We start from the raw sequence: 13,973 nt of genomic DNA, 5'->3' as shown, positions 1-13,973 counted from the left end.
GTGCCGGCGATGCTCGATGCGATCGAGGCGCTCGGCCTGCGCTGGGGCATCGTCACGAACAAGGCGCAGCGTTTCACGAACCCGCTGGTGAAGGCGCTGGGGCTCGGTGCGCGGGCCGGCGCGGTGGTGAGCGGCGACACGACGCCGCACTCGAAGCCGCACCCGGCGCCGCTGCTGGAGGCGGYGCGGCAGATGGGCGTGGCAGCAGATGATTGCGTGTACGTCGGCGACGACCTGCGCGACGTGCAGGCGGGGTTTGCGGCCGGCATGGCGACGGTGGCGGCGGCCTGGGGCTACCTGGGTGTCGGCGAGCCGGTGGGGGCGTGGGGCGCGCAGCATGTCGTTCATTCGCCCGATGAGCTCTTGAAGCTGCTGGCGATGGCCTAAACTACGAAGTCCTGGGGCCGACCTGGTTTCGACGCGGGTGCGGATTCGGGATAGTGCATGTCGAGCACCAGTTCGCTCGTAAAACCACTGGATCGCATCAACTGCGAACGACGAAAAGTTCCTGCAAGCGGCTTAAACCCCGCCTAAGGGCTACCCCCCGCCGCGTAATACCGGTGGGCTTCGCAACAGCACGTCCATGGGCTGGGCTTGAGGGGCAACCTGAGAGCTGCGAAGTCATTCACATGGAATCGCTCTGAGCCGGGTCACTCGGTTCAAGGGCTAAATCAAGTGACTCGGGATGGGGGTAGCGTGCTGCTGCGCGACCACTGTCCTCAAAAACAAATCAGTCAGCTACACATGTAGACCTACTCGATGATGGCTTGCGGACGCGGGTTCGATTCCCGCCGGCTCCACCAGATGAAGGTCCGATGAGGACCGTGAAGTGCAAGAAGCCCTGACGCAGTGATGCGCCAGGGCTTTTTTTTGTTCGACGGCGAAATGCCGCGGGCCTCGGTCGCAACGGGTGCAGCCATCCGACAGCGACAATTCCCCGCATGAACATGCTCACCCGCATCCTCGCAACGACGATCCTGCTGGCCGCACCGTTTCTCGCCGTGGCTGCGCGCAGCACCCAGGTGGGCTCGCTCAGCCTGTCTCCAGACGGGCGATACGTCGCGGGCATCGCCTACACCGAATCGGCCACGGCTGCCTTCCTGATGGACCTCGAGGCCGATGCGGCCAATCTCCGGCTTCTCGCCAAGCCGGAGCGCGATCCGCGCTACGTGTACGGCCAGATCCCGATCGCGGTGAACTGGGTGACCAACGACCTTCTCGCGGTCGACTACAACAACCGCGAGTCGGTCTCGATCGATCTGTCCGGCAAGCAGGTCGCCTCGCTCGGCGAGCGCTTCATCCGGCGCATGAGCAAGGCCGGCCCGCTGGCCGAATCGGTGCTGGTCTACCGCGATGAGGAAGACGGCGACATCGACCTGGTGAATGCACGCACCGGCAACCGGCAACGATTCCGTGTTTCCCTGCCCGGCAAGCCCGCCGCCTGGGCGTTCGACGAATCGGGTGAGCTGCGCGCGGTCACGATGATCGATTCGAGCCGCTGGTCCGGCACCTCGAAGATCAGCAACTGGTACCGCCGTGCGGCGACACAGGACTGGCAACTCCTGCAGGAGTGGCCGGTGAGCGCATTGAACGAGGTCTGGTACCCCTTCGACGTGCTGCCGCAAGCCGACACGCTGGCGGTGTCTTCGCGTCAGGGGCGAGACACCTGGGCCGTCTTCAAGTACGACGCCGTCTCGCGCCAGCATGTCGAGTTGATGGCCGCGCATGCCCGTGACGACATCCTGCTGGTCGAAGGCCTCGATGCACCGAACGTCGAACGCGTGATCACCGGCGGTCTGCGTCCGCAAACCTTCTGGTTCGATGCGCGCTGGGCGAGCCTGCAGGCCGGCATCGATGCCGCGCTTCCGGGCCGCACCAATGACTTGCAGGGCGACAAGAACGGGCGCGTGCTGGTCACGTCGTATGGCGATGTCGATCCCGGTCGCTGGTACGTGCTGGACACCCGGACGTCCAAGCTGCGCGAGATCGTCGCGGCGATGCCGAAGATCGACCCGGCCGGCATGCACACCAAGCAGACGATGCGGTATGCGGCGCGCGACGGCCTGAGCATCCCGGCCTACCTCACGCGGCCCGCCGGTTCCGATGGCCAACCGGCGCCGACCGTGGTGCTGATCCACGGCGGCCCGCATGTTCGCGACCGATGGGACTGGGACCAGGAAGTCCAGATGCTCGCGGAGTCCGGCTATGTGGTCTTCCAGCCGCAGTTCCGCGGCTCGAGCGGGTTCGGCCGCCGCTTCGAGGATGCCGGCTATCGCCAATGGGGCCGCAGCATGCAGGATGACATCGCCGACGGCGTCCGATACCTCGTCCAGGAAAAGATCGCCGACCCCGCGCGGGTGTGCATCGTCGGGGCCAGCTACGGCGGCTATGCGGCGATGTGGGGCGCCATCAAGACGCCCGAGTTGTACCGATGCGCCGCCAGCTTCGCGGGGGTCAGCGACCTGGCCGACTGGCTGTCGAGCGGCCTCTGGGACGACACGAGCCCCGTCACGCGCGCGATCCGGCGAGACCGCATCGGCGACCCCGACAAGGACCGAATCGCGCTGGACGAGATCTCGCCGCTCAAGCATGCGGACCGCCTGCGCACGCCGATCTTCATTGCGCATGGAAGCCTGGACCGGCGCGTGCTGGCGTCGCAAAGCCGGGCGATGGTGGAGGCGCTGAAGCGCGCCGGTCAGCCGGTGGAATGGATGTGGTTCGACGAGGATGGGCACGGATTTTCGACGGCGAAGTCACGCGTGCGGTACTACGCGGCCCTCCTCGATTTCCTGGGTCGCCATCTCGCCCCTCCGCAGCAGCAGGCCGAGAAGGCTCCATGAACCGGCTGGCAGCAATTGCAGCTGCTTTGGCATGGCTCCCCCGCAAGAGGGTTTGAGGTCCGCGAATGTTGGTCGTACGCTCCCGGCCACTCACGGAGGAGTCCCACATGACCTTGAAAGCAACGCTCGCCGCCCTGGCGCTCGTGGCCGCCGCGGCGGCCGTCCACGCCCACCCCCGCCCGGGCAACGATGCCCCGACATTCACCGAGATCCGCCGCGCCGTGCACACGGGCGGCACCGTCACGCTGAAACCCTTGGTCGACGACGCCGACCAGCGCGGCCCGCACCGCATCGAACTGCTGTCGGCCCCGCAGTCCGGCTCGGCCGCCGTCTCGCCCGATGGCCGGCACGTGATCTACGCCGCACCGGCCACCGCGGGCACCGATTCCTTCACCTACCGCGCCACCGACCGTGGCGGCCTCGCCGTCGAAGGCACGGCCCGCATGGTGGTCTACGACGATGCCGCGCTGGCCACCTGCCGGCAGGACAGCACCGTCACGCCAGAGGGCGTGCTGGGCCCGCGCACCAAGTCCAACGGCTGCGCCTACTACGGTCAGACCCCGACGCGCATCTCGATCGACGGCCCGGTGACGATGGATTACTTCGTCAACTGGCCGTCCGACGGCAGGCCGCCGAAGGCGGTGGTGGTGCTGCTCGGCGGCGGCGACTTCAACATGGCCATCCGCGGCAACCTGGACACCGGTGCCGGCGACGTGACCGGCGGTGCCAACAACTTCGTCGTGCGCACTGCGCAACTCGTGGCCGATGCGGGCTACCTCGCCGTGGCGCTGGACCGGCCGGTGCCCGGCCCGCGCCTGGCGCCCGGCTCGACGAACGTGACCACCGCGACCGACTACTACCGCGTGTCGGTCGACCATGCGGTCGACATCCTCCGCGTGCTCGAATCGCTCGGCACCGGCCGCCTGCCGGTGTTCCTGTCCGGCACCAGCCGCGGCGCGATCTCGGTGGTGGCGCAGAACCTCATCGCGACCGGCATCGTCAGTTCCAGCACCGTCACCCTGGACCTCAGCGACGGTACTCACCGCCTGTGGGTGGGCAAGCCTGGCGTGCCCACGTTGCAGCCCTCGTACGTGCGCCGTCCCACGCAGGTGGTGTGGCATGCCGAAGACGGCTGCGCCGGTGTCTCGCCGGCCGGATCGCGCGCGTTCTACGACAGCCTGGTCGCCACCGGCAACGATGCGTCGTTCAGCATCGGCAGTGGCGGCGTGCGCGTCACCACCGCGGGCAACGGCGTGTCGCCCGACGTCTGCGGGGCGCTGAGCTACCACGGCTTCATGGGCATCGAGAACACGGTCGTCGGCGCCATCACCGGCTGGCTCGACCAGCGCGTGGCCGCGCTCGGCCACGACACGCCGCCCCACGCGGCCTCCGCCGAGGTCCGCACCGCCGCCGGCGTGCCCGCGCAGATCCACCTGGCCCGGCTCACGCACGACCGCGGCTGGGGGCCGTTGTCATACGCGTTGCCCGGCACCGCCACCAGCTTCGGCGGCCAGGCGGTGTTGAACGGCCGCACCGTCACCTACACGCCGCCGGCCGGCATGACCAGCGGCACCGACTACTTCGTCTACGCCGTCACCGACCGGCACGGCGGTGTCGGTGCCGCGGTGGTGACGGTTCACATCGGCGACTGAAGGCCCGGTCAGGGCGCCGCGGCCTTGTTCACCGCGATCGCGGCGCGGAACAGCGCCTTCAGCGCCTCGGCGTCCGGCGTGTCGCCTTCATGGAAGTCGATCGCGCGGCGCACGTTGCCGTCGAGGCTGGAGTTGAAGAGGCCCGCGGGGTCCGGCACCGAGGCGCCCTTCGCGAAGGTCAGCTTGACGACCTTCTTGTAGGTCTCGCCGGTGCAGATCAACCCGTGGTGCGACCAGGCGGCGGTGCCCCATTTCCATTCCTCGGTCACGCCGCGTTCGGATTGCGTGATCAGCTTGCGAAGTTTCGAGAGCATCTCGCCGCGCCAGTCGGCAAGGCCTGCGATCTTCTCGTCGATGAGTTCGGACGGTGTCGGCATCGCGCGATCGTACCGCCTAGACTTCGGCGATGGACATCCATCACGACGATTGGGCGACCCCGTTCGAGCGGGGCAACGGCAACCAGACCACCACCTGGCGTGCCTGCATCGATTTCCACCAGCGCCTGGCGCAGGCCTTCGGTGGGTGGCTGCGCTTCGAAGAGGCCGGCCGATCCGACGCCGGCGTGCCGATCCACGTCGGCGTGTTCTCGACCGACGGCGTCTTCGACCCGCAGGCGGTGAAGGCCGCCGGTCGCCCGGTGTTCTTCAACAACAACGGCATCCACCCCGGCGAGCCCGAAGGCATCGATGCCTGCATGGCGCTGCTGCGCGACCTGTGCCTCGATCCGGCGCGGCGCGCGGCGCTCGGGCGCACCGTGCTGGTCTACATCCCCGTCTACAACGTCGATGGCGCGCTGAACCGGCAGGACACCAGCCGCGTCAACCAGAACGGGCCGGAGGCCTTCGGCTTCCGCGGCAATGCGCGCCACCTCGACCTGAACCGCGATTTCATCAAGGCCGACAGCCTGAACACCCGCACTTTCACGCAGGTGTTCACCCGCTGGGACCCGGACGTGATGGTCGACACCCACACCTCGAACGGTGCCGACTACCAGCACGTGGTGACGCTGATCGCGACCCAGCCCGACAAGCTCGGCGGCCGCACCGGAGCGCACCTGCGCGAGGCGATGCTGCCCGCGCTGTACGCCGGCATGGCGCAGCGCGGCTTCCCGATGTGCCCGTACGTGAACACGCTGAAGGAGATCCCGGACGACGGCATTGCCGACTTCCTCGACTCGCCGCGCTTCTCCACCGGCTACGCGGCGCTGCACCACACGATCGGCTTCATGCCCGAGACGCACATGCTGAAGGCGTTCGAGGCGCGCTACCACGGCACGCGCGCGCTGGTGGAGGCGGCGCTCGCGCACACCGTGGCGCACGGCGACGCGATCCGCGCCGCGCGCGCGGCCGATCGCGCGGCGGTGGCGGGTGGCGCGGCGGTCGCGCTCGATTGGCAGCTCGACCTGCAGCGCAGCCGGCCCGTGCGCTTCGGCGGCTTCACCGCGGTGCATGAACCGAGCCGCCTCGGCGGCTACCAGCGCTTGCGCTACGACCGGCATGCGCCGTGGGAGAAGGACATCGCGTACTTCGACCGCTGGCAATCCACCACCAGCGTGCGGCCGCCGCGTGCCTACCTGCTGCCGCAGGCCTGGCACGACGTGGTGCTGCGCCTGCAGGCGCATGGGGTGGGCCTGCAGCGCGTCGCGCGTGCCGACCGCGTGCGGGCCGAGGCCTGCCGCATCGTGCACTTCGAGAAGCGGCGGGCGCCGTTCGAAGGCCGGCACCTGCACGATGTGCTGGAGGTCGCGATCGAGGCACGCCTCTTCGACGTGGCCGAAGGCGACTGGCTGGTGCCGCTCGGCGGGCCGCACGACCGCTTCATCGTCGAGGTGCTGGAGCCGCTGGGCATCGACAGCCTGTTCCGCTGGGCGTTCTTCGACAGCGTGCTCGACAAGAAGGAGGCCTTCAGCGACTACGTGTTCGAGGACGAGGCCGAGCGGCTGCTGGCCGAGGAGCCCGGCCTGCGCGATCGCTTCGATGAATGGAAGGCAGCCCACCCCGGCTTGCTCGGCGATCGCGACGCGGTGCTCGGCTTCATCTTCCTCGCCGCACAGCGCTACGCGGAGCCCGAATGGCGCCTGTATCCGGTGCTGCGCCTGCTCGAGCTGCCGCAAGCCTGAGCTGCCGCGCTCTCGATCAGGGGATCGGCGTCAGCACGAACGCGTGCTGCTGTCCGGCGATGGTGCCGGTGCCGGCGATCTGCCCCGCATCGTTCAGGTACAGCTTGTCGGCGTTGATGTTCGACAGCCCCGGCACCGCGCTGTTCAGGTTGACCATCACGCCGCCGGCGTAGAAGAACGGCTGCTTCGCGCCGCTCGCGATCGTCGAGCTGCCGACGACCTGGCCCGGCGCATTGACAGCGGTCGCGATGCTGGTGGTGCCGCCCAGCGTGCCCAGGTCCGTCATCGTCGTGCCGTCGTGCAGGAAGGCATGCGTCTGGTTGGCGGCAGTGCGTGCCGAGCCGACGACGTGCCCGTGCCGGTTGATCGCCTTGCCGAGGCTGCTGCTGCCGCCCAGCGTGCCCAGGTCGACCATGCCCTGCGCGCCGAGCAGGAACGCATGGCCGATGCCGGCCGCGGTGGCGCTGCTGCCGGTGACCTGGCCGCTGTCGTTCACCGCGAAGGCATTGCAGAAGCTGCCGCCCAGCGTGCCCGGGTCGATCAGGCCGCCGCCGCTCGACAGGAAGCAGCGCGCCTTGCCCGCGGTGTCGTAGGCGGAGCCGACGACCAGCCCGGCGTTGTTGATGGCATACGCCTGGCTGTAGTCGCCGCCGTAGGTGCCCAGGTCGGCCATGCCGGCGGCGGTGGCGAGGAAGGCGTGGTCCTTGCCGTCGGCGCGGCGCGAGTAGCCGGCGAACTGGCCGCTGTCATTGATCCCCACGACGATCGCGAAGCTGCCGCCCAGCGTGCCCACGTCGGCCACGCCGGCGGGCGACAGCAGCGCGGCATCGGTCGCCGTGCCATCGGCGCTGAGCACGCTGCCCGCCGCGACGCCGCTGGCATTGACGGCGAGGGCGCGGCCGAGCCCCGGGCTCAGCACGGTCGCGATGCCGGCCGTCCAGATCACCGCGCGCGGCGAGCCGTCGGTCGCTTCGGCATAGCCGACCACCTGGCCCGCGCCGTTGATGCCGTCCGCGACGCTGGCGGCGCCGCCCACCGTGCCCAGGTCGGTCAGCGTCCAGCCCGCGGCGAATGTGGACGTGGCGGCCATCAGCGACACCAGGCCCCCCGCTGCACGCGCTGCAATCTGCAGCAGCTTCGTCGTCTTCATCGAACCTCTCCCGTTGAGCGCCGTGCTGGCGCGGCGCCATTTTCGGCGGCGCCCGGCGGGAAGGCACTGCGTGTCAGTGGGATTGCCTTCCGGCCCAGGGTGTTGTCAGCCACGCGAGCCAGCGGGGGCGCCAGGCCAGCGCCTGCGCCACCAGCAGGGCCGATGCCGCCAGCGACATCACCCACACCAGCACCGCCATCGTCACGTGATCGGCGAGCAGGCAGACGCCGAACGACACCGCCAGCGCGGCGCCGCCCAGCACGCGCAGGCCGATCGCGGTGCGCCGGCCCGGCCCGGCCGCGCTGCCGCGCACCTGCTGCCAGTGCACTTCCATTGCCAGCGCCAGCCACGCGATGCCGCCGGCGCTGCACAGCAGGGCGAGGGTCAACAGCAGGCCCTTATGCATTCGCGGTCTCCGCGTCGTCCGGAGCCGCTGCGTCGGTCTCGGTTGCCGCAACGCGCGAACCCGCGCGGCGCCGCAGTGCGACGGCGGCCGTCGCGGCGATCGCACCCGCCACCAGCAGCGCCAGGTCGAGCCCCGCCACCGGCCAGAAGCGCTCGCCGAGCGTCTTGACGAGGTGATCCCCTGTCGTGATCCAGTTCAGCGCCACCGCGGCGAACGCCAGCACGGCGATGGCACCGCATTGCTCGGCCCAGGCCGGCGACAGCCGCGCCTCGCGCACCGGCGCGCTGCGCCACAGCGCATGCGCGGCCGCGATCACCCAGGCGCCCCAGAAGCTCGCCTTCTCCCAATCACCGCGCTGCGCCATCTCGGTGGGCAGCAGCCGGTTCGCGACCAGGATGGCCAGCGTCGCGACCAGCATGCCGGTCACCGTGGCCACCGCCACCGCATCGGCCCAGCGCGCGCCGCCAGTGCCGGCCCTGGCATGCTGGCGCTTGCGCTTCTCGACGAAGAAGATGAAGCCGGTGGCGATGCAGAGGCAGCCCGACAACCCGCCGAACACGTAGAACCAGCGCAGCAGCCAGTGCTCGAAATGCTGCAGGTRCAGGCCGGTCAGGAAGTCGTTGACGCCGGCCACCGCGCTCGGCGCCGGCTCCTCGAGCAGCACGCGGCCGGTGCTGCCTTCGAAGTGGATCGGCTGGCCGACCAGCGTCACGCGGTCGCTGCCGGCGCGGTACAGCGTGACATAGCTGTTGCGGTCGCCGACGTGATTCACGTACAGGTAGCCGACCTCGCCGGGCAGGCCGCGCGCGGCCCAGCGGCGCTTCGCCTCGACCACCATCGCATCGACCGATGCGAGCGGCGCCTGCACGCCGGCCGGCTTGAACGGCAGGCCCTTCGCCTTCGCGTCGGCCATCGCCGCCGCCATCGCCTGCGGCTTCAGCAGCGTCTCGGAGACCGGCAGGTAGATGCTCGCGAACACCGTCAAGCCGGTCAGCGCGAACATGAAGTGGAAGGGCAGCGCGACGACGCCGGTCAGGTTGTGCAGGTCGAGCGTGCTGCGCTGCACATGCTTGCGCGGGCGGAAGGTGAACAGCTCGCGGAAGATGCGGCGGTGGATCACCACGCCCGAGACCAGCGCCGCCAGCATCACCAGCGCCGCGAAGCCGACGATCCAGTAGCCGAGGTCCTTCCAGGTCAGGTTCAGCCCGTAGTGCATCGGGTAGAAGAACTCGCTGCCGATCTTCAGCCGGTCGTCCGGCAGCAGCCGGCCGTTGCGCGGGTCGATCGTCACATGGCCATGCACATGGTCGTCGGGGTCGTCCGGGTTGTTCGGCACCGCGTACTCGGCGTACAACGACAGCACCGGGTCGCGGTGTGTCGTGTAGGCGCCCCAGTTCATCGGGGTGAGCGTCGCCGGCAGCGGGCCGCGCACGCGCTTCGCTGCGGCCTGCAGCTCGTCGGCCTCGGGCGCCATGCGCGCGAAGATCGGCGCGAGCATCGTGTCGAACGACGACATCGGCTGCGGCGCGAAACGCGTCTCGGGGATCGCCCAGCGGTCGATCTCGCGGTCGAACACCGACAGCGAGCCGAAGAAGAAGACGACGATCAGCACATAGCCGAGCACCAGCCCGAACCAGGTGTGCAGCCACGTCATCGACAGCCGGAAAGTGGGGAACATGGTGCGTGTCCGATGTCAGGTGGCGGGCAGCCGGGTCATCCACCAGCCGAGCCCGGTCATCGCCGCGCCGCCGCCGAACAGCACGAGCCAGACGCGCGCCGTGCTCGCGGCCCCGAACGACCAGCAGAACACGACGAGGTAGACCAGGAAGGCCACCAGGTAGAGCAGCGTCTGCGCATCGGCATACGGCATGCCGGCGGCCAGCAGCAGCGCGATGCCCAGCACCACGAAGCCCCAGGTGAAGGACCAGCCGCCGAGCACGCCGGCAGCAATGCGGGAGACGATCTGGATCCTTCGCATGGGAGCCGCGTCATGGGGCGCCGACAAGGCGCCGATAAGAATGATTCTTATCATTATCCACGAAGGAGGCGCCTCTCCCGAGGCGCCTGCCGAGCTGCCCGCTGGCGCGGTGCCTACTTGAACTGGTAGCTCAGCGACGCGTAGTAGAAGCGCCCGCGCGGGTCGGCGAACGACGCCGCGTAGCCGGTGGCATGCGAGCCGTACGACGCGACCGCGGTGAACGGCGGTTCCTCGTCGAACAGGTTGCGCACGCCCAGGCGCACCGAGAAGTCCTTCAGGCCGGTGTAGACGCCCGAGAGGTTCCAGCGGCTCGAGTCCTTCACGTGGTACTCCTGGTGCACGCCGATGTTGGCATCGACCAGGTCGGCCGATTCGGTCCAGCCCTTCACGAACACGTTCTCGAGCGTCGCACCCCAGGTGTCGCGCTGCAGGTCGATGCTGAACGAATGCTGCCAGCGCGGGTGCGGCTGCACGCTGCCGCCGTCGCCGGCGGTGCCGGCGTAGTCGGTGAGCGGGCCGTCCTTCGAGGCCTGGCGCTTCCAGCTGTCCACGTAGGTGCCGTTCAGCGCGACCGTCAGCTTGCCGACCGAGGGCAGGGCCCAGCGCGTCGTCACGTCGATGTCGATGCCCGAGGTGCGCAGGTCACCCAGGTTCTCGACCGGCGTGTCGATGTAGCTGATGAAGCCGTCGGCCGTGCGGTGGATGCGGTTGCCGAACTTCGCCAGCAGCACCGGGTCGGTCAGGATCGCATCGCCCGTCACCACGCTGATCTGGTCCGTCTTCTTGATCAGCCACCAGTCGAGCGAGGTCGACAGCCACTTCACCGGCTCCAGCACGATGCCGGCCGAGAACTGCTTCGACTTCTCGGCCTTCAGGTCGCTCGACGACGAGAAGCGCTCGTTGAACTGGCTCTCGCAGCGCGAGTCGCCGGCGATCGGGCAGTTCGGGTCGCTCAGCGAGTTGGCGGTGTTGGTCATCGACGGCGGGCTGTTCACGTCCCACAGCGACGGCGCGCGGAAGCCGGTGCCGGCCGCGGTGCGCAGCAGCACCTCCTTGGCCGGCTGCCAGCGCAGGCTGGCGCGCGGGTTGAAGCTGGAGCCGAAGTCGTTGTAGCGGTCGTAGCGGGCCGCGAGGCCGGCCTCCCAGCCCTTGGCGAACGGGGCCGTGACCTCGGTGAACACCGCGATCACGTTGCGGCTCGCGCGCGTCTCGGGCACCGAGCCCTCGCCGCCGATGTGCAGGCCCTGGCGGTACTCATCGTTGACCGGCGTGTCCTTGGCCTGCTCGTGGCGCAGGTCGAAGCCGAACGCCGCCGCCAGTTGCCCGCCCGGCAGCTCGAGGAACTCCCGGCTCGCCTTGCCGTCGAGCACGGTCGTGGTGCTGGTGGACTTGCGCATCGTGCCTTCGAGCAGCGTCGAGCGCAGCAGTGCCTCGCCGGCCGCGTCGCTGGGGCCGAACGGGTTGATCTGGCCGGTGGCCAGCGCGGTGATGAACTTCGGCTCGCTGATGTAGCCCGAGTAGCTCAGCGTGCCCTTGCCGCGGGCCACCGTCAGCGCGGTGTCGTAGTCCCAGCCCTGGGTCGTGCCCTTGAGCCCGGCCACTGCGCGCACCTGCTCGTTGACGTTGTCGTTGATGCGGTTGCCCACCGGAACGGCCCGCATCGAGACCTCGGCCATGCCGCTCGCCGGCGGTGCATAGCCCAGCGTCGCCAGCAGCGCGGCCGGGTAGTAGGGGCTGGTGACGGGGATCGCGAAGCTCGGGTAGCTGGCGGTGTCGGGGTTCAGGTGCCCCGCGGTGGAGTCGATCGGCACCGGCGCGACGCGCCCGATGTTGTGGTTGCGTGCATACGAGGCCTCGGTGAAGAACTCGTTCTGCGGGTCCAGGCGAAGCGTCAGGCGGCCGAACAGGTCGCCCTTGGTCTGGTCGGGCATGTTGTCGAGCGTGGCCGAGTAGATGAAGCGGCAGGCCTGCTTCGGCTGGCCGTTCGGCGTGGTGCCCGCGGTGGTGACGACGGTGAACTTCGGATCGCAGGGCGCGAAGTTCGGGTCGTTGAAGCCGTTGGTGCCGAGGTAGGCGCCGGGGCTGATGCCGAAGTCGACCAGCCGGCCCGGGAAGCCGCGGCCCGAGGTCGGCGGCGCGGAGCCCGGGATCTCGGTGATGCCGCGGTTGTAGTAGCCCTGGTCGATCGCGCGGATGCGGGTGTTGTCCTGGTAGTTCGCGGTGAACAGCAGGTTGTAGCCGTCGCTCGGCAGGTCGCCTTGTCCGTAAGCGAGGCTCAGGCCGCTCTCCTTGCCGCCGACGTTCGCCTGCGTGTTGCCGTAGCGCACGGTCAGCTGTCCGCTTTTGTAGTCGCGGCGCGTGATGAAGTTGATGACGCCGCCGACCGCATCGGTGCCGTACACCGCTGACGCACCATCGCGCAGCACCTCGATGCGTTCCAGCGCGGCGAACGGGATGCTGTTCAGGTCGACCGCGACGGTGCCGCCGATGCTGCCGAACGGGTGGTTCGCGAGCCGCCGGCCATTCAGCAGCACCAGCGTCGAGTTGGCGCCCAGCCCGCGCATGTTGGCGTTCGAGGTGGCGTAGCCCGCGCCCTGGGTGGTGTCCGATTGCAGTCCGGTGCTGGCCGACACGCGCTGCAACAGCGCCTCGATGTTGGTCGCGCCGCTGCGCTCGATCTGCTCCTTCGTGATGATCGTGACCGGCAAGGCCGTCTCGGAGTCGACGCGCCGGATCGACGATCCGGTGATTTCCACGCGTTCCAGCTGCTGTTGGGTCGTGTCCTGGGCAGCTGCCTGCTGGGCGCTGGCCAAGGCCATGCCACTGCTGAAGGCCACGGTGATGGCCCGATGGATCCTGGTTCTTCTCTGCATGTGATCCTTCCCTCCTGGTGGGGTGGTGAGCGTGGACGGGGAACCGGGCGCCTGGCTCAGGGGCGCACAGTCGGTGTCGGCAGATGCCGCACCGTGACGGACTGTGGCTCGTGAGCAAGAAAAAGACCATGTGCGACGCACCATGTCAAACCCTGACATGCGCGCGCCATGCAGCAGCGAGCAGTCCTGCAAATGACTGCTGGGGCTCAACCTGTATGACGTGGGTCTGCGCCGCCATGTCGGCGCAACTTGCCGAGGCGGGTCTGGCTAGTGGGCGCGCTGGGTGCGCTTGCGCTTGATTTCAGGTTCCAGCCGGTAGACGTACGCAGTGGCTCCACCGGTATTCGGCAGGGCCGAGAACACCTGGTTGAGGACCACCGACCTGCCGGTGACGCTGCGAAGCGAGCGTACATCCGGGTCGTCTTCATCAATGACCGCAACGTCTTCCAGCGTGAAGCTGTTGACCGGCACCTTCTTGAGAAGGCGTTGGATCTTTCCGTAAAGCTTCGTCGGGCCGAGCGTCGGGAGCTCCTTGATCAGGAACCTGAGTCGAGGCTGTTCAGGTTCCCGGATGTGGGTCCAGAACGCGCCGCTGACCGTCAAGCCGGGCTCCCGATCCAAACTTGTGAAGAGGGTTCTTCCCTCTTCGATGAGCTGCTCGATGTTCACCATTGCTTCTTGATCCAAGTGAGCACGCCGGTCTTCGCGGTCACGCAGGCCTTGTAGTAGTCCCTCGCGACGACCTCGGTCGTTGCTGTCGTGACACATTCGACGGCGTAGCCCATCAGGTAGCGGGAGCCCGTGTACTGCCCTGCGTCGAGGAGCGTCTTGGCTTCCGCCACGCGCATCTTGCTCAGAAGCTGGAAGTCGTCCCTGTTCATCCGGGGAGATGGTAGCGGCCTGAACGCATCCAGTGAAGTGCGAGGACGCAAAGGCCCGGCTATGGCACCTTGGC

The 13,973-nt window shown here is 68.8% G+C and carries 12 protein-coding genes and 1 other RNA gene; 5 read left to right on the top strand and 8 right to left on the bottom strand.

The features are described 5' to 3' along the window. The 4 genes from AC1DXV_RS11910 to AC1DXV_RS11895 all read left to right on the top strand — a co-directional run. On the top strand, positions 1-387 hold a 387-nt coding region (locus AC1DXV_RS11910; RefSeq protein ID WP_477933706.1), incomplete at its 5' end, for an HAD family hydrolase. A gap of 13 nt (positions 388-400) precedes the next feature. Then, positions 401-803: a transfer-messenger RNA gene (gene ssrA, locus AC1DXV_RS11905) on the top strand. A gap of 138 nt (positions 804-941) precedes the next feature. Next, the gene (locus tag AC1DXV_RS11900) at positions 942-2,840 is read left to right on the top strand and encodes an alpha/beta hydrolase family protein (RefSeq protein WP_477868684.1); all 1,899 of its coding nucleotides are present in this window, start codon (positions 942-944) and stop codon (positions 2,838-2,840) included. A 107-nt stretch (positions 2,841-2,947) separates the two neighbouring features. Further along, positions 2,948-4,492: an Ig-like domain-containing protein gene (locus AC1DXV_RS11895; RefSeq protein WP_477933704.1), complete on the top strand. Its 1,545-nt coding sequence runs from the start codon at positions 2,948-2,950 to the stop codon at positions 4,490-4,492. A gap of 8 nt (positions 4,493-4,500) precedes the next feature. Here the strand turns inward: AC1DXV_RS11895 and AC1DXV_RS11890 are convergent, their stop codons facing one another. Further along, positions 4,501-4,869, bottom strand: a complete 369-nt coding sequence (locus tag AC1DXV_RS11890; RefSeq protein WP_477868680.1) for a DUF1801 domain-containing protein — start codon at positions 4,867-4,869, stop codon at positions 4,501-4,503. A gap of 29 nt (positions 4,870-4,898) precedes the next feature. Between AC1DXV_RS11890 and AC1DXV_RS11885 the strand changes: the two genes are divergently transcribed. Next, positions 4,899-6,611: a M14 family zinc carboxypeptidase gene (locus tag AC1DXV_RS11885; RefSeq protein ID WP_477933702.1), complete on the top strand. Its 1,713-nt coding sequence runs from the start codon at positions 4,899-4,901 to the stop codon at positions 6,609-6,611. Between the two features lie 16 nt (positions 6,612-6,627). Here AC1DXV_RS11885 and AC1DXV_RS11880 read toward each other — a convergent pair whose 3' ends face one another. The 7 genes from AC1DXV_RS11880 to AC1DXV_RS11850 form a co-directional block, all read right to left on the bottom strand. Further along, entirely contained in the window at positions 6,628-7,761 is a 1,134-nt protein-coding gene (locus AC1DXV_RS11880; protein ID WP_477933700.1) for a hypothetical protein, read from the bottom strand. Between the two features lie 73 nt (positions 7,762-7,834). Further along, positions 7,835-8,167 (bottom strand): DUF3325 domain-containing protein, encoded by a 333-nt coding sequence (locus AC1DXV_RS11875; protein ID WP_477873156.1) that lies wholly within the window; start codon positions 8,165-8,167, stop codon positions 7,835-7,837. Next, complete coding sequence (locus AC1DXV_RS11870; protein ID WP_477933698.1) at positions 8,160-9,845, bottom strand: PepSY-associated TM helix domain-containing protein; 1,686 nt, start codon at positions 9,843-9,845, stop codon at positions 8,160-8,162. The genes AC1DXV_RS11875 and AC1DXV_RS11870 overlap by 8 nt, the downstream gene beginning before the upstream one ends. A gap of 15 nt (positions 9,846-9,860) precedes the next feature. Further along, the gene (locus AC1DXV_RS11865) at positions 9,861-10,145 is read right to left on the bottom strand and encodes an iron uptake protein (RefSeq protein WP_477867164.1); all 285 of its coding nucleotides are present in this window, start codon (positions 10,143-10,145) and stop codon (positions 9,861-9,863) included. A 113-nt stretch (positions 10,146-10,258) separates the two neighbouring features. Further along, on the bottom strand, positions 10,259-13,018 hold the full coding sequence (locus AC1DXV_RS11860) for a TonB-dependent receptor plug domain-containing protein (protein WP_477867166.1): 2,760 nt from the start codon (positions 13,016-13,018) through the stop codon (positions 10,259-10,261). Between the two features lie 267 nt (positions 13,019-13,285). Then, entirely contained in the window at positions 13,286-13,687 is a 402-nt protein-coding gene (locus AC1DXV_RS11855; protein ID WP_477867168.1) for a hypothetical protein, read from the bottom strand. Continuing rightward, positions 13,684-13,899 (bottom strand): hypothetical protein, encoded by a 216-nt coding sequence (locus AC1DXV_RS11850; RefSeq protein ID WP_477867170.1) that lies wholly within the window; start codon positions 13,897-13,899, stop codon positions 13,684-13,686. Before AC1DXV_RS11850 ends, AC1DXV_RS11855 begins: the two co-directional genes overlap by 4 nt. Positions 13,900-13,973: the final 74 nt, after the last annotated feature.

The organism is Rhizobacter sp. P3_C12 (assembly GCF_056402735.1).
The sequence above is the reverse complement of the archived record's forward strand: the minus strand, read 5'-3'. Positions and strand labels throughout refer to the sequence as shown.

Bases quoted from the DNA above. Each gene is read 5' to 3' on its own strand.
- AC1DXV_RS11900 (WP_477868684.1), top strand. From the start codon at position 942: ATGAACATGCTCACCCGCATCCTCGCAACGACGATCCTGCTGGCCGCA.
- AC1DXV_RS11895 (WP_477933704.1), top strand. From the start codon at position 2,948: ATGACCTTGAAAGCAACGCTCGCCGCCCTGGCGCTCGTGGCCGCCGCG.
- AC1DXV_RS11890 (WP_477868680.1), bottom strand. From the start codon at position 4,869: ATGCCGACACCGTCCGAACTCATCGACGAGAAGATCGCAGGCCTTGCC.
- AC1DXV_RS11885 (WP_477933702.1), top strand. From the start codon at position 4,899: ATGGACATCCATCACGACGATTGGGCGACCCCGTTCGAGCGGGGCAAC.
- AC1DXV_RS11880 (WP_477933700.1), bottom strand. From the start codon at position 7,761: ATGAAGACGACGAAGCTGCTGCAGATTGCAGCGCGTGCAGCGGGGGGC.
- AC1DXV_RS11875 (WP_477873156.1), bottom strand. From the start codon at position 8,167: ATGCATAAGGGCCTGCTGTTGACCCTCGCCCTGCTGTGCAGCGCCGGC.
- AC1DXV_RS11865 (WP_477867164.1), bottom strand. From the start codon at position 10,145: ATGCGAAGGATCCAGATCGTCTCCCGCATTGCTGCCGGCGTGCTCGGC.
- AC1DXV_RS11860 (WP_477867166.1), bottom strand. From the start codon at position 13,018: ATGCAGAGAAGAACCAGGATCCATCGGGCCATCACCGTGGCCTTCAGC.
- AC1DXV_RS11850 (WP_477867170.1), bottom strand. From the start codon at position 13,899: ATGAACAGGGACGACTTCCAGCTTCTGAGCAAGATGCGCGTGGCGGAA.